General features: G+C 33.5%; 19 protein-coding genes. 7 read left to right on the top strand and 12 right to left on the bottom strand.

Annotated features, from left to right (window positions below):
• Positions 1–162: 162 nt before the first annotated feature.
• Positions 163–807, top strand: coding sequence for a SanA/YdcF family protein (locus OEW74_RS16030; RefSeq protein ID WP_265429430.1), 645 nt, complete (start codon positions 163–165; stop codon positions 805–807).
• 281 nt (positions 808–1,088) lie between these two features.
• Positions 1,089–2,057 carry a tryptophan--tRNA ligase gene (trpS, locus tag OEW74_RS16025; protein WP_265429429.1) on the top strand — a complete coding sequence of 323 codons (969 nt, stop codon included), beginning with the start codon at positions 1,089–1,091 and terminating at the stop codon, positions 2,055–2,057.
• Between the two features lie 70 nt (positions 2,058–2,127).
• Here the strand turns inward: trpS and OEW74_RS16020 are convergent, their stop codons facing one another.
• The 6 genes from OEW74_RS16020 to OEW74_RS15995 form a co-directional block, all read right to left on the bottom strand.
• The gene (locus OEW74_RS16020) at positions 2,128–2,970 is read right to left on the bottom strand and encodes a zinc-ribbon domain-containing protein (RefSeq protein WP_265429428.1); all 843 of its coding nucleotides are present in this window, start codon (positions 2,968–2,970) and stop codon (positions 2,128–2,130) included.
• Positions 2,971–3,063: 93 nt separating this feature from the next.
• Complete coding sequence (locus OEW74_RS16015; protein WP_265429427.1) at positions 3,064–3,759, bottom strand: YjjG family noncanonical pyrimidine nucleotidase; 696 nt, start codon at positions 3,757–3,759, stop codon at positions 3,064–3,066.
• Positions 3,760–3,960: 201 nt separating this feature from the next.
• Positions 3,961–4,548, bottom strand: a complete 588-nt coding sequence (locus OEW74_RS16010) for an RNA polymerase sigma factor (protein ID WP_219241189.1) — start codon at positions 4,546–4,548, stop codon at positions 3,961–3,963.
• 185 nt (positions 4,549–4,733) lie between these two features.
• Positions 4,734–5,222, bottom strand: coding sequence for a hypothetical protein (locus tag OEW74_RS16005; RefSeq protein WP_265429426.1), 489 nt, complete (start codon positions 5,220–5,222; stop codon positions 4,734–4,736).
• A gap of 81 nt (positions 5,223–5,303) precedes the next feature.
• Positions 5,304–6,584, bottom strand: coding sequence for a methionine adenosyltransferase (gene metK, locus OEW74_RS16000; protein ID WP_265429425.1), 1,281 nt, complete (start codon positions 6,582–6,584; stop codon positions 5,304–5,306).
• 231 nt (positions 6,585–6,815) lie between these two features.
• Positions 6,816–7,766 (bottom strand): LysR substrate-binding domain-containing protein, encoded by a 951-nt coding sequence (locus OEW74_RS15995; protein ID WP_265429424.1) that lies wholly within the window; start codon positions 7,764–7,766, stop codon positions 6,816–6,818.
• A 107-nt stretch (positions 7,767–7,873) separates the two neighbouring features.
• Here OEW74_RS15995 and OEW74_RS15990 point away from each other — a divergent pair, with 107 nt between their 5' ends.
• From OEW74_RS15990 to OEW74_RS15970, 5 genes are all read left to right on the top strand, one after another.
• Positions 7,874–9,361, top strand: a complete 1,488-nt coding sequence (locus OEW74_RS15990; protein WP_265429423.1) for a catalase — start codon at positions 7,874–7,876, stop codon at positions 9,359–9,361.
• Between the two features lie 101 nt (positions 9,362–9,462).
• Positions 9,463–10,230 (top strand): enoyl-CoA hydratase-related protein, encoded by a 768-nt coding sequence (locus OEW74_RS15985; protein WP_265429422.1) that lies wholly within the window; start codon positions 9,463–9,465, stop codon positions 10,228–10,230.
• A 32-nt stretch (positions 10,231–10,262) separates the two neighbouring features.
• Positions 10,263–10,694, top strand: a complete 432-nt coding sequence (locus tag OEW74_RS15980) for a deoxycytidylate deaminase (protein ID WP_265429421.1) — start codon at positions 10,263–10,265, stop codon at positions 10,692–10,694.
• A 19-nt stretch (positions 10,695–10,713) separates the two neighbouring features.
• Entirely contained in the window at positions 10,714–11,625 is a 912-nt protein-coding gene (gene xerD, locus OEW74_RS15975) for a site-specific tyrosine recombinase XerD (RefSeq protein WP_210148300.1), read from the top strand.
• Positions 11,625–12,143, top strand: coding sequence for an NUDIX hydrolase (locus OEW74_RS15970; RefSeq protein ID WP_265429420.1), 519 nt, complete (start codon positions 11,625–11,627; stop codon positions 12,141–12,143). The genes xerD and OEW74_RS15970 overlap by 1 nt, the downstream gene beginning before the upstream one ends.
• Here OEW74_RS15970 and OEW74_RS15965 read toward each other — a convergent pair.
• The 6 genes from OEW74_RS15965 to OEW74_RS15940 all read right to left on the bottom strand — a co-directional run bounded on the left by OEW74_RS15965 (position 12,136) and on the right by OEW74_RS15940 (position 18,062).
• On the bottom strand, positions 12,136–12,612 hold the full coding sequence (locus OEW74_RS15965; protein WP_265429419.1) for a heme-binding domain-containing protein: 477 nt from the start codon (positions 12,610–12,612) through the stop codon (positions 12,136–12,138). The two genes, OEW74_RS15970 and OEW74_RS15965, sit on opposite strands and share 8 nt — an antisense overlap.
• Positions 12,612–14,387: an Ig-like domain-containing protein gene (locus OEW74_RS15960; RefSeq protein WP_265429418.1), complete on the bottom strand. Its 1,776-nt coding sequence runs from the start codon at positions 14,385–14,387 to the stop codon at positions 12,612–12,614. Before OEW74_RS15960 ends, OEW74_RS15965 begins: the two co-directional genes overlap by 1 nt.
• Positions 14,388–14,412: 25 nt before the next feature.
• Complete coding sequence (locus OEW74_RS15955; RefSeq protein ID WP_265429417.1) at positions 14,413–15,675, bottom strand: serine hydrolase domain-containing protein; 1,263 nt, start codon at positions 15,673–15,675, stop codon at positions 14,413–14,415.
• Between the two features lie 127 nt (positions 15,676–15,802).
• Entirely contained in the window at positions 15,803–16,732 is a 930-nt protein-coding gene (locus OEW74_RS15950) for a 2-hydroxyacid dehydrogenase (RefSeq protein ID WP_265429416.1), read from the bottom strand.
• Between the two features lie 52 nt (positions 16,733–16,784).
• Positions 16,785–17,312 carry an acyl-CoA thioesterase gene (locus OEW74_RS15945; protein ID WP_265429415.1) on the bottom strand — a complete coding sequence of 176 codons (528 nt, stop codon included), beginning with the start codon at positions 17,310–17,312 and terminating at the stop codon, positions 16,785–16,787.
• Between the two features lie 6 nt (positions 17,313–17,318).
• The gene (locus OEW74_RS15940; RefSeq protein WP_265429414.1) at positions 17,319–18,062 is read right to left on the bottom strand and encodes a hypothetical protein; all 744 of its coding nucleotides are present in this window, start codon (positions 18,060–18,062) and stop codon (positions 17,319–17,321) included.
• Between the last annotated feature and the right edge of the window lie 150 nt (positions 18,063–18,212).

Raw genomic sequence — 18,212 nt, 5'->3', positions numbered from 1 at the left:
CTGCCATAAAATTATTACTCAATAAAATTTAAACAGGCTCTTAATATGTAGATCTTTATTGTCTTTTAAAGGACATATTTAATCCCAAAATCTTTATCGATTTTTATGTTGCCAACTCATAGGGATTTCATACTTTTATGAAACCTTCAAGGTTTATGATGTATGAAAAGAATTATAAAAAATATAATCAAAATTTTCCTGCTACTTTTTGTGGCAGGAATTATTTTTATTACCTATGCGAATTGGTCTATTGGAAAATACAGTAATGATTTTATCACCAAATATCTCGAAAAAGTTCCTCATAAAAAAACCGGACTTCTCCTTGGAACAAGTAAAATACTTTCCAACGGCGCACCCAACGATTACTTTTTCAACAGAATAAAAGCTGCAACAGACTTATATAAATCCGGAAAAATTCAGAATATCATTGTGAGTGGCGATAATTCTAAGAAAGATTATAACGAGCCGGAAGAAATGAAAAATGAACTCATTAAAGCCGGAGTTCCTGCTGAGAAGATTTTTGAAGATTTTGCGGGTTTCAGAACTTTAGACTCTGTGCTTCGTGCAAAAGAGATTTTCGGACAAAATTCTTACATTATTATTTCCCAAAAATTCCACAACGAAAGAGGAGTTTATCTTGCCAGAAAAAACAATATTGAAGCTTGGGGCTACAATGCTGAAGACGTAAATAAATATGCGGGTTTAAAAACCAATGCGAGAGAAAAACTGGCAAGAGCTAAAGTTTTCTGGGATTTTATGTTTGGTGTAGAACCTAAGTTTGGTGGGGAGAAGGTTTTGATTCCTTAAGTTTATTCTTTCCGCTGATTTCACAGATTTACACAGATTTTTTGTTTAAATATTTTTCGTTTAAAATGATCTTTTCACAAAATATAAATCTGCTCAATCAGCAAAACCTGCGAGAGAAAATTTTAATTTTTGGCTAAAGCCAATCTGCATCTAATTATTAAAACGGACTAAAGTCCGCTCCTATTGATATAAATTCACAATCATCTGTGTAAATCCATGTAATCTGTGGGATAATACCTAAATTTGCAATTCAATAATTTTTTAAAAATAATTTTAAACAAATGTCAAGAATTCTTACCGGCATACAAGCCACCGGAACACCGCACCTTGGAAACCTTTTGGGTGCAATTATTCCTGCAGTAGAGCTTTCTAAGCAAGCAGGAAACGAATCATTTTTATTCATTGCTAACCTTCATTCGTTGACGCAGATTAAAGATGCAAAAGAACTAAAAAACAACACTTACGAAATCGCCGCAGCTTGGCTTGCTTGCGGACTTGATACCGAAAAAACATTTTTTTACAGACAGAGCGACATCCCTGAAACCTGTGAACTTTCTTGGCATTTATCATGTTTTTTTCCTTATCAGAGATTGACTTTAGCGCATTCTTTTAAAGATAAAGCAGACCGTTTGCAGGATGTGAATGCAGGTTTGTTTACTTATCCTATTTTGATGGCCGCAGATATTTTATTATATGATGCCGAAATAGTTCCTGTAGGAAAAGATCAGCTTCAACATTTGGAAATTGCCCGTGATGTAGCCTCAAGATTTAATAATCAGATGGGTGAAGTTTTGGTTTTACCTCAAGCCGAGTTGCAGGAAGATACCAAATATGTTCCCGGCATTGATGGTCATAAAATGTCTAAATCAAGAGGAAATATCATCAATATTTTCTTACCTGAAAAACAATTAAAAAAACAGGTAATGAGTATTGAAAGCGACTCTAAATCTTTAGAAGAACCAAAAGATCCTTCTACAGACAAGACTTTCGCTATCTATGAATTGATTGCAACACCTGAACAAACCGAAGAATTAAGAGCAAAATATTTAGCCGGAAACTTCGGTTATGGTCATGCTAAAATGGAACTTTTACAATTAATTTTAACAAGATTTGAAAAAGAAAGAGAATTATTTTCTTACTACATGAACAATCTTGATGAATTGGAAGCCAAACTTCAGGAAGGAGCAGCAAAAACAAGAGTAATTGCCACGGAAACTATTAAAAGAGTAAGAGAAAGTTTGGGAATTTAAATTTTTTGAGATAAGTAGAACTAAAAAGCCTTTCGTAATGAAAGGCTTTTATATTATTATTGACGAATAATTATTTACTTGTTTTTTTCTCTGCTTTTATTTCTACAGCTTCAATCGTATTTTGTGATTGGTCATAGAAAGGATACAGTAATTCTTCATCAGCAAATTTCCCTGAAGTATCAGAACCGTTTGGAGTAGAAACCAAAACCATATTCCACATTCCGTCAACGCCAATATAAAGCTGTTTACCTTCATAACCGTCATGCATATTCAGACACTCTGTAACATATTCTATAAGATGATAGCGTGAAGAGGACTCCACTTTTTTCAAATCATCAATATCTATAAGAATAAGAATTTTATCCCCATTTGATTTCGAATAATAATCAACTTCTTTGCTGTTAACCTTTCCTTCAAGCATAATATCAAAACACTCTTTTATATAGAATGAAGTACTGTCGGTCTCAAAAGTAGGCTTGCTTGTAACTTTTCTTAAATCTTTTTTAAGCATTGCTTTACGCTTATCTACAGGTTTTTCGGGTTCATCTTTTGATGTAAACCATCCAACAATAGCACTACCAATAAAAAAAATGATAGCCAATAAGATGATAAAGCATCCGCATCCGTGCCAAACAGGTCTTGGATTTGGGTTTACTTTTTGTTGAGAATCAAAACTTTGCTCCATTTCCGGAGTGAATTGTTTATCTTCTAAGACAAAATTTGAGTTACAATTGGAGCAGATCGCAATATTTTTTCTTGAAGTTGGAAGTACAGGGATAAAGAAAAAATGCGCATATCTGGCTATAGTCCCCGCTATCATTGTATTTTTTTGATGACAAACTGGGCATTCGCAGTTGGTAAGCCGATACTGGTTTTTTAAAGTAGATTTTCCGGTTCCGAATAAGAAGAACATAATTATTGTTTTTTCTCAAAAATAAACTTTTTTTTGAAAATTCAAAAAACAAAACCGTTATTTCAGTATAAATATTTAAAATTTACATTCTATTTAAAGATAATCCTTTATCTGTAAAAGATGCTTTATTACTTTTAAGTTTTCAACTTCTTTATTTTCATTTAAAACATCAAAGAAAATAACATCCATTCCGAATTGTTGAGCACCGATTACATCCGCAATCCAATCGTCGCCTATCAAAATACTTTCTTCTTTAACAGCTTTAGCAATACCTAAAGAATACTCAAAAATTGCTGGATTGGGCTTTCTTACTCCAACAGAATCTGCACTTGTAATGGTTTGAAAATAATGATCAATTCCTGAAAGGATACATTTTCTTTCTGTCACTTCCTGAAAGCCGTTTGAAATAATATGAAGTGTATAGTTTTTAGCTTTTAAATAATCTAAAATATATTGTGCGCTTTCAACCAAATGGTTATAATTAAGAATTTTATCCAAAAAATGTTCTTCAAAAAACATCGACAATTCTAAATCATCAATTCCAAAACGATTAAAAGTATCGTAAAAACGATGTTTTCTAAGATATTCTTTATCAATTTCGCCATCTCTGATCTGCTCCCAAAGTCTTTCGTTGATCTCATGATATACAGAATGAAATTCTTCAAAATCAATGTTATATTTTAAAGTAATTTCTTCTTTATCGAAAAGATCTTTGATGGTTAAATAGGCATTTCTGCGGTGATCCCAAAGCGTATTGTCTAGGTCAAAAAAAATGTGCTGAATTTTCATACAGCACAAAATTAATGATTTTTAATTTTTTGAAAGATGGTAATGATTGTTTTTAATCTTTACTACTTCAAGATTTTTTGAGAAATTGAGCAAAAAATCAATAGTTTGTTTTTTAGGTTTCAAACTTTTCATTTTTAAAGAATCGTTATTTTTCATAGGCAAAAATTACTTTTTCTTTAAAACGTGAAAAATATTAAATTATTATCTCGTTAAGACAATATTATTTTCTTCCATTATTTTTCTGAGGTTGATTAATGCATAACGAACACGCCCTAAAGTCGTATTAATACTCATATCTGTATGGTCTGCGATCTCTTTAAAACTCAATCCGTCGAAAAACCTGAGTTTTATCACCTCCTGCTGATTTTCTGGTAAAAACTGCAACATTTTCAGCAAATCTTCCTGAATCTGAAGGCTTACTAATTGATCTTCAATATTTTCTGAAGGCTCTCTAATTAAATCGAAAATAGAGAACTCATCATTTTCAAAAGTAGTTTCTGAAACTTTTATATTTTTTGCTTTTGCACGAAAATGGTCAATAATAAGATTCTGCGCAATCCTTTTTGCCCAGAGAATAAACTTCCCCTCCTCATTGTAACGACCTTCTTTCAGCATTACAATAATTTTAATAAAAGTATCCTGGAAAATATCATTTGCTAAATCCTGATCATTTATTTTATACAAAATAAACGTAAACAATTCTCTTTGATGGCGATGTATTAAAGTTGATAATGCTTCTTCGTCTCCTTTTTGGTATAGAGAAATTAATAGGCTGTCCGTTGATTTCATAACTCTTCTCATATTATCCGTCGACAAACGTTTTCCTGACTAGGGTCAAGTTCGTTTTTAGTTTGTCAAAACAGTATTAGAGTAAAGTCTTATCTATAAGCATTCAATTATGCTGTAAATATAAATAAAATTTTTAATAACTGTTAACCAATTATTAAATTTTCTAAAGAATTATTTAAAAAAACTTACTTTAACATATCATGTAAGAAGGCAGTTGGAATATTTAGTGTGAAATTTACATTTACTCCTTTTAATTCTTTACCATTTAAACCAGAATTCCCAATAGGAAAAGCATAACCACCTGTTAAATCTAAAATTCCAAAAAGAGTAACCCCAATCTTGGGAGCCACATATTTATTGGTTCCTTCAACTCCGGCAAGAAAATAATATGAATGATAGAAATCTACATTTTTTTCAAAATTCAGTAAAATATCTGCCTGTATTTTAGGCATGATCGCAAAATCAGAATTCGCAGATCCCATTAAAGCAGAAGCTCCCAAACGATAAATAACATCGTCATTTTTAAGAAACATCAGCTTCCCTCCTACTTCACCGAAGCTTTGGTTTTGGTAAACATATCCTACATTAATCATTTTATGCACCGTGTATTGCGCTTTTACAAAAGTGCTTACGAAAAACAGAAAAAGTATAGAGATTGCAAATCGCATATTCATTGTGAAATATTTAAGTGTAAAAATAAAAAAAACTGCTTTAGCATTTTAATGTTAAAGCAGTTTCTATACCGAAAAGAAGAATTAAATTCCGAAAGCAGATTTAATTTCTTCCACTTTGTCTAATTTCTCCCATGTGAAGAACTCTAAACCTGTAAGAGTCAACTCATTTTTGTGCCCTTTATTAAAGGTTTTATCTGCAACGAAATGCTCTCTTCCCATGTGTCCGTAAGAAGCAGTTTCCTGATAAATAGGATTTCTTAATTTTAAGTTTTGTTCGATAGCATAAGGTCTCAAATCGAAAACTGTAGATACTTTTTTAGCGATTTCACCGTCATTTAAACCTACTTTTGAAGTTCCGTAAGTATTGATGTACAATCCGCAAGGTTCAGCAACACCAATCGCGTAAGAAACCTGTACCAAAACTTCATCAGCAACACCTGCAGCAACTAAGTTTTTAGCAATGTGTCTTGTAGCATAAGCAGCACTTCTGTCTACTTTTGAAGGATCTTTTCCAGAGAAAGCACCACCACCGTGAGCTCCTTTTCCACCGTAAGTATCAACGATAATTTTTCTTCCTGTAAGACCTGTATCTCCATGAGGACCACCGATTACAAATTTTCCTGTAGGATTGATGTGATATTTGATCTGATCATTAAATAAAGCTTTGATCTCTTCAGTCTGCTGAGCAACAACTCTAGGAATCAAAATTGTTTTAATGTCTTCTCTGATTTTGTTTAACATTTCTTCTTCAGCCCCGAAATCATCGTGCTGAGTAGAAACTACAATAGAATCAATTCTTATCGGTTTGTGATCGTCAGAATACTCAATTGTTACCTGAGATTTTGCATCCGGACGAAGATATTTGATTTCAGAATCTTCTCTTCTGATTGCAGAAAGTTCTTTAAGAATAGTATGTGCCAAATCTAAAGCTAAAGGCATATAGTTTGCCGTTTCGTTGGTTGCATACCCAAACATCATTCCCTGATCTCCCGCTCCTTGAGAGTTTGCTTTTGTTTCGAAAGTTTCGTCAGCAACTGCTCTGTCAACACCTTGGTTGATATCCGGTGACTGTTCGTGAATTGCAGAAATTACTCCACAAGAATCACCGTTGAACATATATTCACCTTTTGTATAACCAATTCCGTTGATTACTTCTCTCGCAATAGTCTGAACATCTAAATAAGCATCAGATTTTACCTCTCCTGCCAAAACAACCTGTCCTGTAGTAACCAAAGTTTCACAAGCTACTTTAGAAGTTTTGTCGTATGCTAAAAAGTTATCGATCAATGCGTCGGAAATCTGATCGGCAATTTTATCCGGATGTCCTTCTGAAACAGATTCAGATGTAAATAAATAAGACATATTATTCTTTGTATTTTTTAGATTAAAAAAAGTGAAGAAAAAATGAATAATTGCCCAGAAAAGCTAAAAGAGAATTACTGTTTTAGCATTTTTTTAGAGAGGTTGCAATCAGGTCAAATTTTTCCTCGTTAATAAACGTCTGCAAAGTTAAGTACTATTTTTTAATACTCAAAAACTTTTGTCTATTATTATATTTTTATTGAAACATGCTTTAAATGCCTCTCAATTCTGTTATTGAGGCTTAATGCTTACAAAATCTTTTGGTGCATTATTGAAATTAAGCTTCGTTTCTAAAGAAGATTTTATAAAAGAACTCAACTCATCAATGATTTTTTGCTTGAAAGTAGGTTTATAATAAATAATCTTGATTTCTCTGTATGGGAAAGGTTTTTTAAACCTATAAACCTTATTCTTTTGTTCCTCCGAAAGTTGATTTAAGGCTAATTCTGGTAAAATACTGATTCCACCCACATTATCAACCATGTGTACCAAAGTCTGGATATTAGACGCCAAGAAATCCAAGTTTTTAGGTTTCAGAGTATTTTCCTTTAAATGACAGATGTTTTCAAACTGGTTTCTCAGACAATTACCTTCCTCTAAAAGCCAAACTTTTTCTACATTCAGTTCTTCAGGAACAATAAATGTATTTTTTTTATTTGCCTCAGTATCTGAGCTGTAAATCATCAATTCTTCATTAAATAAGAAGTCCTGATAAAATTCGTTGGCGTTATCATAAGGCGTAGAAATAATTCCGGCATCCAATTCACCTGCTTTAAGGGCTTTGATGATATTGTCGGTGGTCATTTCCTTTACATTCATCTGAATTTTAGGATTATCCTGTAAGAAATTGAAAATTTCTGTCGGCAGAATAAACGAAGAAACTGTTGGAATAATTCCCAGGTTAATGGTTCCTCCCAGAATATTATTCAGTAAATTTGCTTTGTTTTTAAGCTCATTTACAGCCTCGATGATTACTTTAGCTTGGTCTATTATTTGCAGTCCTACGTCAGTGGTTCTGATTGGATGAGTTGTTCTGTCAAAAACCTTTACATCCAGCTCATCTTCAAACTTCTGTATCATTGCACTTAATGTTGGCTGAGTAATAAAACATGCTTGAGCCGCTTTACCAAAATGTTTATACTTATCTACAGCGATAAGATATTCCAATTGCTGAATGTTCATTTGATTAATATTATCTATGACAAAGATATAACGTTTTTGGCAGAAGCCATTAAAAATTCAACTAAATTTGATTCTGAAAAATAGAATGAATCTCAAATCATAACTATATGGATAATAAAAAATTAACAACAAGCAGCGGAGCACCTTATTATGAACACCAGGATTCTCAAACAGTCGGAGCGCGTGGTCCGGTATTGTTACAAGATTTTATCTTACAGGAAAACCTTGCTCATTTTGTGAGAGAAAGAATTCCTGAAAGAATTGTTCATGCGAAAGGAAGTGGAGCTTACGGAAAGTTTACAGTTACTCATGACATCTCAAAATATACAAAAGCCAAATTATTTTCTCAGGTAGGAAATTCGTGTAAAATGTTTGCCCGTTTCTCTACCGTTGGTGGTGAAAAAGGAAGTGCAGATACAGCAAGAGACCCAAGAGGATTTGCCTTAAAATTTTATACAGAAGACGGAAATTGGGATTTAGTAGGAAATAACACCCCTGTTTTCTTTATTAAAGATGCTAAAAAATTCCCGGATTTTATACATACTCAAAAAAGAGTTCCAAAAACCAACCTGAAAAGTGCTACCATGATGTGGGATTTTTGGAGTTTAAACCCAGAATCGCTACACCAGGTTCTTATTCTAATGTCAGATAGAGGTACGCCTTATGGTTTTAGACACATGCACGGTTTTGGCTCTCATACATTTTCAATGATTAATGATAAGAATGAAAGAGTTTGGGTAAAGTTCCATTTTAAAACAAAACAGGGAATCAAAAACTTTACCGATGATGAGGCTACAAAAATGGCAGGAGAAAATCCAGACTTTGCACAGGAAGACCTTTGCAATGCGATTGAAAACGGCGATTTCCCGAAATGGACAATGTACATACAGGTAATGACCGAAGAGCAGGCAAAAGAATTCAGATGGAATCCTTTTGACATTACTAAAGTTTGGTTTCAGGGAGATTTTCCTTTGATTGAAGTTGGTGAAATGGAGTTGAATGAAATTCCTGTAAATTATTTTGCTCATGTAGAGCAATCTACTTTCTCACCAAGTAATTTGATTAGCGGAATTAGCTTTTCTCCAGACAAAATGCTTCAGGGAAGATTATTTTCTTATCCAGATGCACACAGATACAGAGTGGGTGTAAATTCTCACCAGCTTGAAGTTAACAGATGTCCTTTTGCTGTCAACAATTATCAAAGAGACGGTTTTATGGCAGACTCAAGTGAATATCAGGATAAGCCAAACTATCATCCAAATAGTTTTGATGACATTCAACCAGATTCTTCTTACAAAAATTTCGAATATGAGCTAGACAGCAATCATGTTGCTAATTTTAACAGAAATGAAAATGACGACGATCACTACACCCAACCTGGGCTTTTATACACCAAAGCGATGAAACAGGAAGACAGAGAACATCTGGTAAACAACATCATAGGCAGTATGAGAGGGATTGACGGACCTAAAAAAGACGAGATTATCAACCGCCAATTATGTCACTTTTTCAGGGCAAATATTGAGCTTGGCATGAAAGTGGCATCAGGTTTAAGCGTCAATATAGACGCCAACATGATGAATCATTTAAAGTAAACTATTAAATAATAAACACTTAAAAGGGAAAAAAGTTAATTTTTTCCCTTTTTATTTGTAAAAAATTTTTAATTTGCAGGTTCTTAAAGATTAAGAGAATAATGACTTACGAAAATATACTGCTAAAGAAAGAAGAAAAAACGGCTGTAATTACAATCAACAGACCTGAAAGTTTAAATGCATTGAATGCACAAACTATAAAAGAAATCAGTGCTGCATTAGATCAATTACAATCTGACAATGAGGTAAGAGTAATTATTTTAACCGGAAGCGGAGAAAAATCGTTCGTTGCTGGTGCAGATATAAAAGAATTTAGTAACTTTAGTCAGGAAAAAGCAGAAGAATTAGCAAGAAACGGACAAAATATTCTTTTTGACAAGATAGAAAACCTGTCTAAGCCGGTAATTGCTGCAGTAAATGGCTTCGCTTTGGGCGGAGGTTTAGAATTAGCAATGGCATGTCACATCAGATATGCCTCTGAAAATGCTAAACTTGGGCTTCCTGAAGTAACTTTAGGTCTTATTCCGGGGTATGGAGGAACCCAAAGACTTCCAAAATTAGTAGGAAAAGGGATTGCGAATGAAATGATTTTTTCAGCAAAAATGATTCCTGCACAAAAAGCAAAAGAAATTGGTTTGGTAAATGAAGTTTTCCCTATCGGTGAGCTTCTTTCTAAAACAGAAGAATTGGCAAAAACAATTGCTAACAATTCTCCAATGGCAATTTCACGCGCTATTAAAGCAACCAATTTGTCTGATACTGATAAAGGTTTTGAAACCGAAATTAAATACTTCGGCGAGCTTTTTGATTTAGAAGACAAACAAGAAGGAGTTTCAGCTTTTATTGAAAAAAGAAAGCCTAACTTCTAATATACCAACACAAATTATTTCGAAAACAACCGATGCAGAAGTATAATAAGTTTGATAAAGCTTATCTAAAAATGGCTCAGGAATGGGCAAAACTTTCCTACTGCGAAAGGAAACAAGTAGGAGCTCTTATCGTAAAAGATAGGATGATTATTTCAGATGGGTACAATGGTACTCCGTCAGGATCTGAGAACTGCTGTGAAGACGAAACCGGGAAAACCCATTGGTATGTTTTACACGCAGAAGCAAATGCAATTTTGAAATTGGCAGGCTCTACACAATCTGCCCTAGGTGCAACTTTGTATCTTACTTTATCGCCCTGTAAAGAGTGTAGCAAACTAATTTTACAGGCAGGGATTTCAAAACTGGTCTACATTAATGCTTACTCAGATGATGAGGGAATTGCTTTTTTAAAAGAACACCAAATTGAAATAATACAGGTTTCCGAAAATGAGTTAGAAATTTAATTAAAAAAAACACAACACGATGACTTGGGATGAAAAAATTAAAGATTTCGAAATCTTTCTACGTTTTGAAAGAAATTTTTCAGAAAACACACTCGACGCTTATATCCGCGACATTAAAAAACTTAAAGATTACGCAGTAGGCGACCTCGAAAATACAGGGCCTGAAAAGATTACGTATGATAATCTTCAGGAATATATTTTCAAACTATCTAAACAGAAATTCAGCGAACGATCACAAGCGAGATGGATTTCTTCCATTAAAGCTTTTTTCAGATATTTACTGGAAGATGAAATTCGCCATGATAATCCGTCAACATTGTTGGAAGGTCCTAAATTAGGCTTGTATTTACCCGATACATTAAGCCTTGCAGATATTGAAAAAATAATCGAAGCGATTGAAAGAGGTTCAGATTTAGGCAAAAGAAACCACTGCATTATTGAAGTGCTTTACGGATGCGGACTCAGAGTTTCCGAATTGATTGATGTTAAAATTTCTAATATCAATTTTAAAGAAAACTACATTAAAGTTATCGGCAAGGGTAACAAAACACGCTTTGTACCTTTAGCTCAATACACTGCAAAACTTTTGAAAGAATACATCACCGAAGTGCGTTCTAAAAGTAAAGTCAACAAAAAGCATGAAGACACCCTTTTCCTTAACAGTAGAGGAACTTCGATGTCTCGTGTGATTGTATTTATTATTATTAAAGAATTAACCGATAAAGCGGGAGTAAGCAAGAAAATATCGCCGCATACATTCAGACATTCGTTTGCTACACATTTGTTACAAAACGGAGCCGATTTGCGTTATATTCAGGAAATGTTGGGGCACTCAAGCATTACAACAACAGGAATTTATACCCATTTAAAAACAGAAGAACTTCGAGATGTGATACTAAATTATCACCCGAGAAACTCTAATATTGCTTAATGAAAATATTAAAATTTTGTCCGAATTGCGGAAACGAAACCCTCAATTGGGACGGAGAAAAAAAATGGAGCTGCCCTGTGTGCAGCTTCACTTTATATAATAATGTTGCCGGAGCCGTTGCTGTAGTAATTCGCTGTGGAGATGAAATCTATTTAACCCGAAGAAATCAGGAGCCAAAGAAAGGGAAACTGGATTTAGCCGGAGGATTTGTAGATCCGAAAGAAAGCGCAGAAAACACTTGTAAAAGAGAACTTTTTGAGGAACTCCAGCTTGAAATTGACATTAAGAATCTAAGGTATTTAACGAGTCTTCCGAATGTTTATCAATACAAAGAAATTGATTACAATACGATTGATTTATTTTATGAATATCGTGTTTCTGAGAAGTTTGACGTGAATATAGAATTGTCTGAGATTTCAGAAACCCAATGGATTCCTCTTTCGGAAATCAATCTTGATGACATTGCTTTTGATTCTCAGAAGAAATTCTTTGAACAGTATTTAAAAGATATTAATTAAAATTATTTTCTACTATTTTTTTAGAATCTAAAATTCCTTTAAAATAATTATTTAAAAGCAGCCTATCTTCTTTAGAAAGGTTGGCTTCTGGGTGATAAACAATATAAGCAGGCATTGGCATTACTTTGTTTTCAATGGTCTGTATTGAGTTTTTAAGCATATTTTGCTTTAAATCTTTATTGTAACTTCCCCAAACAGAAAAATTGAGATGTTCTCTTCCTTCATTAACATGGCTTTTCACCGACCAAGAGAACGGAGCGATATAAGCGTATTTAGGATAAACCGTTTCATCGGAATGGCAATCGTAGCAAGCATTTTTCAATAATACAGCGACTTTTGATGGGGTATTTTCAACCTTAACAAAATTTTTGCTCTGATCTACAGGTTTATTCACTTTATCAACAGGAATAAATTGGATGATCGCAAAACCTACCAAACACCAAAAAATTATCTTTTTAAACTTCTGCATTATTTTCTTAATTGAAGATTTTTATTTGCTCCTCTATTTCCAGAATTATTATTCTGAATTGAAGAATTATTTGTTGGGGTTGTTGTTGACTTATTGTCGTTAGACTGAGCTTTTGCAGCACTTGTAGCCGTTCCGAATTTACTGATATCAAGCACTCTTGTATCTTTCAGATCCCAGGTTTCTTTCGACGTCCATAAAGGTCTGATAACTGCAGTTTTATAGTAAGTATAAGAGTCTTCTGCAAAAGTAGAAGTTTCAAAATCTGCAGGATCCCAATATCCGTTTTCATTATTATCTACCAAAATCCTGATAATATATTCTGCAGGTTTCAACACATCAAATGTGACCGAATTTCCGCTTGTATATTTCTGATATATCGCTTTTTCAGAAGAGTCTAAAAGCTGCAGCCAATATTTTTTAGTCGGAGCATTTTGAAGTATCACTTCTAAAAGTCCGTAATTTTCAATTTTATCAATTTCAAAATCAAAACGTTTCGACTCCGAATTTTTTTCATAATAAGAAGAAATTGTCGTTTTTGGAATCGTCAACTGATATTTTTTCCCGGAAATAAAATCTGATGTTATTAAAATCTGATAAGGATTGGTCGGAGATATTTTTGCCGTGAATGGTTGTACCGTTGTACTGTCAATTTTTAAAGTCCATTTTTCTGGATCAATTTTATCAATAAGGTAAGTAGATGAGATTTTGAAATCAGTTTTTGGAGGCAATAAAGATCCACCATTTTCACTTACCACATCCATCACGTTTTTTTTATTGTACTTATAAAAAGAGACAACAGTATCTTGTTTTGTTCCCGTATCGTAACTGAACTCTAATTTTTCATTTACAGTTTGGCCAACATCACTTTTTACTGCATCAAACCAAATTTTTACAGAATCTGATTTTGGCTTATGCGTCACTTTGATGTCTTTCAGTTTTTCGCTTACAGAAAGTACTTTTACCTCTTCAGGATTCCCTTCAAAAGTCATTAAAATTCCTCCCGGCATTTCTTTTAACTCAGGATTTTTAAATGGCTTTTTAGATGGAAACAATTTTAAATTTAATCCAGAAATAGATTTTTCAACAACAACTGTGTCTTTTTGAAATGCTATTTTTTCTTTTCCAGGATTGTAAATAGAGTTTTCGTTGTCGTCATCAAAAGCAATAATCTTATATTTTCCTTTGGCAAGATAATTCAGCTCATAATATCCGTCGTCATCTACTTTGGTGATGTAATATGGTTTCTGTTTGTAATCCATACTGTCTTTCAACTGATAAAGACCAACCACCATTTTGTTATCAGAACTGCTTTTCTTTTTTAAAGCTAATGCATCTGTAACCACTCCACTGATGTACAAATCATCAAGCTTTTCACCCGTAGAAAAAGCAAAATTGTAATATCGTAGCACATTACCTTCGCTGTTATCAACGATTGCATTTCCAAAATTGAAATTATACGTAGTATTTGCCTGTAAAGTATCTGTCCATTGAATCACCATATATTTATTGGCAATATTCGAAGGGAGAATTCTTTTGATATTCTTTATTGGCGGAGAAATATTAAGATTTTTATTAATATCCTTTAAAGTAATATATTCATTAAAATCAATACGAAGTTCTTTAATATCTCTTCTTACATTGACTCTTGCGGAATCTATATTTGAACCTATAGCTTCAGGAGCCAAAGTATCCTTAAGACCTCCTATTGGTGAGCCGACTCTTGCACAAGACTGTACAAGAATTCCGATGATGAATAAAAGAAGAAATCTTTTCATGAAATTATTTGAGCAAAAATAAACATTATTCTCCAAAAACCTCAGTTGTTGTTTTCAAAGTGTCCTGATTATCATTCATAATGCTGTGAAGCTTATCTTTCTGAGGCGGAAAATCTTCAAACAGCCCCGATAAAGCCAAAGCCGAGTATACTCTTCCCGAATATTTATTTCCAATGGCAATAATGGTAACTTTTGATTTTAAAAGATGCGCAAAAACAGAATTTGTCCCGTGCCACCAACCGTTGTGGTAGGTTAGCTTTTCTCCGTTATCAAAAATTTTCATTCTAAAACCTAAGCCATAATTATTTTGACCTGCTTTTTCATTGCTGTAAGGCGCAAAAACCATTTGCATCAATTCCGGTTTTAAAAAATCTTTAGAAAACATTGCTTTCGAAAAGTTAAAAAGATCTCTTGGTGTGGTATAAACATTTTTATCACCATAAATAAGGTCTAATCTATCTAATGGATACAGTTTATTTCCGCCAAAATAAAATGACTGCGATGCCGTAGGAATATCTTTTTCCTGAAAAATATAGGTATTCGTCATTTTCAGCGGAGTGAAAACCATCTCTTTCATCGCCTGCGGAAAAGGAGTTTTCGTCACTTTCTCTATCAACAAAGCCAAAAGCGCAAAATTGGTATTGCAATACATAAAACCGGTATCGGTATCTCTCGCCAATTCAGGTTTGTATTTGATAATCATATTCAAAACATCCTGATTGGTGATATAATTTTTTGAAAGCTCTGCAGGAGCAGGTTGAATTTTAGTAATGAAATATTCGTATTTTGGCAGTCCGCTTCTTTGGTCTAATAAGGTCTGAACCGTTACATTCGGATAAGGAAATCCTGGAAAAAACTGCGTTAAATGGTCTGTAAACTTTATTTTACCCGCTTCAATCAACTTCATCATTGCCATTGCTGTCAATGTTTTTGAAACTGAAGCAACATGCAATGCCGTATTTTGATTTATCGGATTTTGATTTCCTTCCCGAGCGAAACCTCTATAGTTTTCATATAAAATCTGATCTCCCTGTGCGACCAGGAAACTTCCACTTAAATTACCTCTTTCCCAAACCTTTTTATAATATTGGTCGATATAATTTACCGCATAATCTTTATCAACAAGATTGAAGTCTCCCGAAGCAAAAACCTTTGTTAAATCTACATTTCCATAATTGGGAAGATTGGTCGTAGGTGCTGCTGTTGCAGAATTATTTTCAGATTTGTTTTTACAGGAAAATAGAAATAAAAATATGGTGGTAACAAGTACAAGGTTAAGCTTCTTCATGGGTTCAAAAAATGAACGGCAATTTAATAAAACTCAGTTCAAATATGAAAAGGCGGTTATCAATTATGAATTATTTAACATAAAATTTCACACCTTAAATGAGTAATTTAATTCGCTTATTTTTAAACTAGCAAAACGATGCAATAATTTTATCTACAATTACTTGTGCCAGTTTCTCTTTGCTTTGATGCGTCCAGCCTGCGATATGAGGCGTTACGATTGCTTTTTCTGAGTCTAACAGATATTGCAGATCTTCATTTTCCAATTCTAAATTTTCAAAAGAAGCTTTTTCGTATTCTAAAACATCAAGACACGCGCCTTTCACTTTTCCGGACCTTAAGGCTTCAACTAAATATTTCGTTTCAACATTCTTTCCTCTTGCGGTATTCACGAAATAAAAGTCGTTTTTCATTTCATTAATAAACGTTGAGTCAATTAAATAATAAGTCTCTTCCGTCATTGGAATATGCAAACTTAAAACCTCAGCTTTTTCTTTTAATTCTCCCAAAGAAACCTGCGTTGCAAACTCATCTGAAAGATCAGGAAGAATATCATGAAAAATCACCTTGCATCCAAAACCTGAAAGTCTTTTTGCTGTAGCTTTCCCCATATTTCCGTAACCGATAAGACCAACTGTTTTTCCCAATAATTCATCACCACGGTTTTCTTCACGCAACCAAATTCCTTTTCTCACTTCATTTGAGGCAATGAAAAGACGGTTCATTAAAATCAGCAACATTCCTACAACATGTTCAGCAACGGAATCTCTGTTCCCTTCAGGAGAATTTATTAATTGAATCCCCAGTTTTTCAGCAACAGGAATATCAATATTTTCCATTCCGGCTCCTACTCTTGCAATGAATTTCAGATGGGTTGCTTTTTCTAAAAAGTTTTTGTCTAAAGGAATTCTGCTTCTGATAATTACTCCATCATAGTTTTGAATTTTACCACAAACCTCATCATACGAAGACGTAAAATCTTCTTCCAAAATAAAGTTCTTCGCTAAAAGCTGTTCGGTAATAAGAGGGTGATTTTTATCTAATAATAAGATTCTCATTTTTGTAACTTACATTTAAAAATAAACGGAAGAAAAATTCTTCCGTTGTAAATTATTGTTCAATTTCTCCTGAAAATAGCTTTTTCAATTCTACAGAATCTGTTGGTTTCATTCTTCCCGAAAGGATCAACGATAGCTCTTTTCTTCTTAAAGCAGCTGCGAATCTTTCTTTTTCAAGCTCGGTTTCCGGCTCCATCTGAGGAATTGGGATTGGGCGGTTAAACTCATCAACCGCAACGAAAGTGTAAATTCCTTTATTGGTTTGAATTTTTCTCTGATTAATCGGGTCATCCAACCAAACATCCACATAAATTTCCATCGAAGTTCCGAATGCACGAGAAACTTTAGATTCCATCACAACAATTCCTCCTTCCGGAATTGGATGATCGAAAGAAACATGGTTCACAGAAGCTGTTACCACTCTTCTTTCGCAATGTCTTGTTGCTGAGATCGAAGCACAACGATCCATTCTTGCCAACAATTCACCTCCAAAAAGGTTTCTCAGTTGATTGGTATCATTGGGAAGTACGATATTAGTCATTACCGTCAGAGATTCTGACGCTTTTTTTATTTTTGCCATTTTGATTTACTTTTTATTGGAATTGGGTTTCCAAGTTCTTGCAGCCTGCTTTATTGAATCTTTTTTAAGAGAATCCGCTTTAAAAGCTTTTACAGAATCTGCTCTTTTTATCTCTGCCGAATCTATTTTTACCGGCATTTTCTTTTCAATTCTCTTTGTTTTGGTCTGTACCGAAACATCATCAAAAGATTTTTTCCCAAAGAGAAGTTCTTGTTGAGTATATCCTAAATATAATATTCCTAAAACCGGAATAATAAAAAGGAAAATCCAAAGAATTGATTTATTAAATTTATAATCTTTCTCAGGGTTTATCGGGCTTTCGAAAGAGTCACCTTCATTGATATCGGAGAAACGAATTTCTTCCAAACCATAAAAATCAGGATGGTCAGACTCCAAACGATTTCCTTTGAAATGAAGTTCTCCGTCTTCAAGAAAAATAGTTCCGAGATTCTGAATCTCTAAAGTATGTTCTGCCTGAAGTTTTTTCTTCCAAAAATCAGTCTGAATCTGCAATTCATTTTCAGTCGCTTCTTTTGAAATTGATTTTTTATTACTGATAAAATCTACCAAATCATCTGATGAAACCTGATAATCAGAATGAAATGCAATTTTTGAAGAAGGAGGAAGAATACTTCCGTTGTCTGAGTTGATGACCGCTTTAGAATTTTCCAGAGAAAATACACCAAATTTCGGAACAGTAACGGTTCCAAATTGTTTCAAATAGTCTAAAATGTAAGCTGAAATATTCATTTGGTGGCAAATTTATGACTTTTTCGTGACTTTTTGGAAGATTTATTTCTAATGTATAAGTAGCAATAATTACAAAAAATTAAAACTAAAAAAGACTGCCGAAACAGTCTTTAAAAAATTTAATCTGAACTAACTTGAAATATAATGATA

The sequence above is a fragment of the Chryseobacterium sp. YIM B08800 genome (genome assembly GCF_026163565.1).
GTDB lineage: Bacteria > Bacteroidota > Bacteroidia > Flavobacteriales > Weeksellaceae > Chryseobacterium.
Note: the sequence above shows the minus strand (reverse complement) of the source record. Positions and strands in the feature narration are given on the sequence as shown.

What these genes read in the sequence shown, in the direction of transcription:
- OEW74_RS15995 (WP_265429424.1), bottom strand. Translation starts at nt 7,766, where the DNA reads ATGAACATTCAGCAATTGGAATATCTTATCGCTGTAGATAAGTATAAA.
- OEW74_RS16010 (WP_219241189.1), bottom strand. Translation starts at nt 4,548, where the DNA reads ATGAAATCAACGGACAGCCTATTAATTTCTCTATACCAAAAAGGAGAC.
- trpS (WP_265429429.1), top strand. Translation starts at nt 1,089, where the DNA reads ATGTCAAGAATTCTTACCGGCATACAAGCCACCGGAACACCGCACCTT.
- OEW74_RS15980 (WP_265429421.1), top strand. Translation starts at nt 10,263, where the DNA reads ATGCAGAAGTATAATAAGTTTGATAAAGCTTATCTAAAAATGGCTCAG.
- metK (WP_265429425.1), bottom strand. Translation starts at nt 6,584, where the DNA reads ATGTCTTATTTATTTACATCTGAATCTGTTTCAGAAGGACATCCGGAT.
- xerD (WP_210148300.1), top strand. Translation starts at nt 10,714, where the DNA reads ATGACTTGGGATGAAAAAATTAAAGATTTCGAAATCTTTCTACGTTTT.
- OEW74_RS15945 (WP_265429415.1), bottom strand. Translation starts at nt 17,312, where the DNA reads ATGGCAAAAATAAAAAAAGCGTCAGAATCTCTGACGGTAATGACTAAT.
- OEW74_RS15965 (WP_265429419.1), bottom strand. Translation starts at nt 12,612, where the DNA reads ATGCAGAAGTTTAAAAAGATAATTTTTTGGTGTTTGGTAGGTTTTGCG.
- OEW74_RS15940 (WP_265429414.1), bottom strand. Translation starts at nt 18,062, where the DNA reads ATGAATATTTCAGCTTACATTTTAGACTATTTGAAACAATTTGGAACC.
- OEW74_RS15955 (WP_265429417.1), bottom strand. Translation starts at nt 15,675, where the DNA reads ATGAAGAAGCTTAACCTTGTACTTGTTACCACCATATTTTTATTTCTA.
- OEW74_RS15950 (WP_265429416.1), bottom strand. Translation starts at nt 16,732, where the DNA reads ATGAGAATCTTATTATTAGATAAAAATCACCCTCTTATTACCGAACAG.
- OEW74_RS16030 (WP_265429430.1), top strand. Translation starts at nt 163, where the DNA reads ATGAAAAGAATTATAAAAAATATAATCAAAATTTTCCTGCTACTTTTT.
- OEW74_RS16015 (WP_265429427.1), bottom strand. Translation starts at nt 3,759, where the DNA reads ATGAAAATTCAGCACATTTTTTTTGACCTAGACAATACGCTTTGGGAT.
- OEW74_RS16005 (WP_265429426.1), bottom strand. Translation starts at nt 5,222, where the DNA reads ATGAATATGCGATTTGCAATCTCTATACTTTTTCTGTTTTTCGTAAGC.
- OEW74_RS16020 (WP_265429428.1), bottom strand. Translation starts at nt 2,970, where the DNA reads ATGTTCTTCTTATTCGGAACCGGAAAATCTACTTTAAAAAACCAGTAT.
- OEW74_RS15985 (WP_265429422.1), top strand. Translation starts at nt 9,463, where the DNA reads ATGACTTACGAAAATATACTGCTAAAGAAAGAAGAAAAAACGGCTGTA.
- OEW74_RS15990 (WP_265429423.1), top strand. Translation starts at nt 7,874, where the DNA reads ATGGATAATAAAAAATTAACAACAAGCAGCGGAGCACCTTATTATGAA.
- OEW74_RS15960 (WP_265429418.1), bottom strand. Translation starts at nt 14,387, where the DNA reads ATGAAAAGATTTCTTCTTTTATTCATCATCGGAATTCTTGTACAGTCT.
- OEW74_RS15970 (WP_265429420.1), top strand. Translation starts at nt 11,625, where the DNA reads ATGAAAATATTAAAATTTTGTCCGAATTGCGGAAACGAAACCCTCAAT.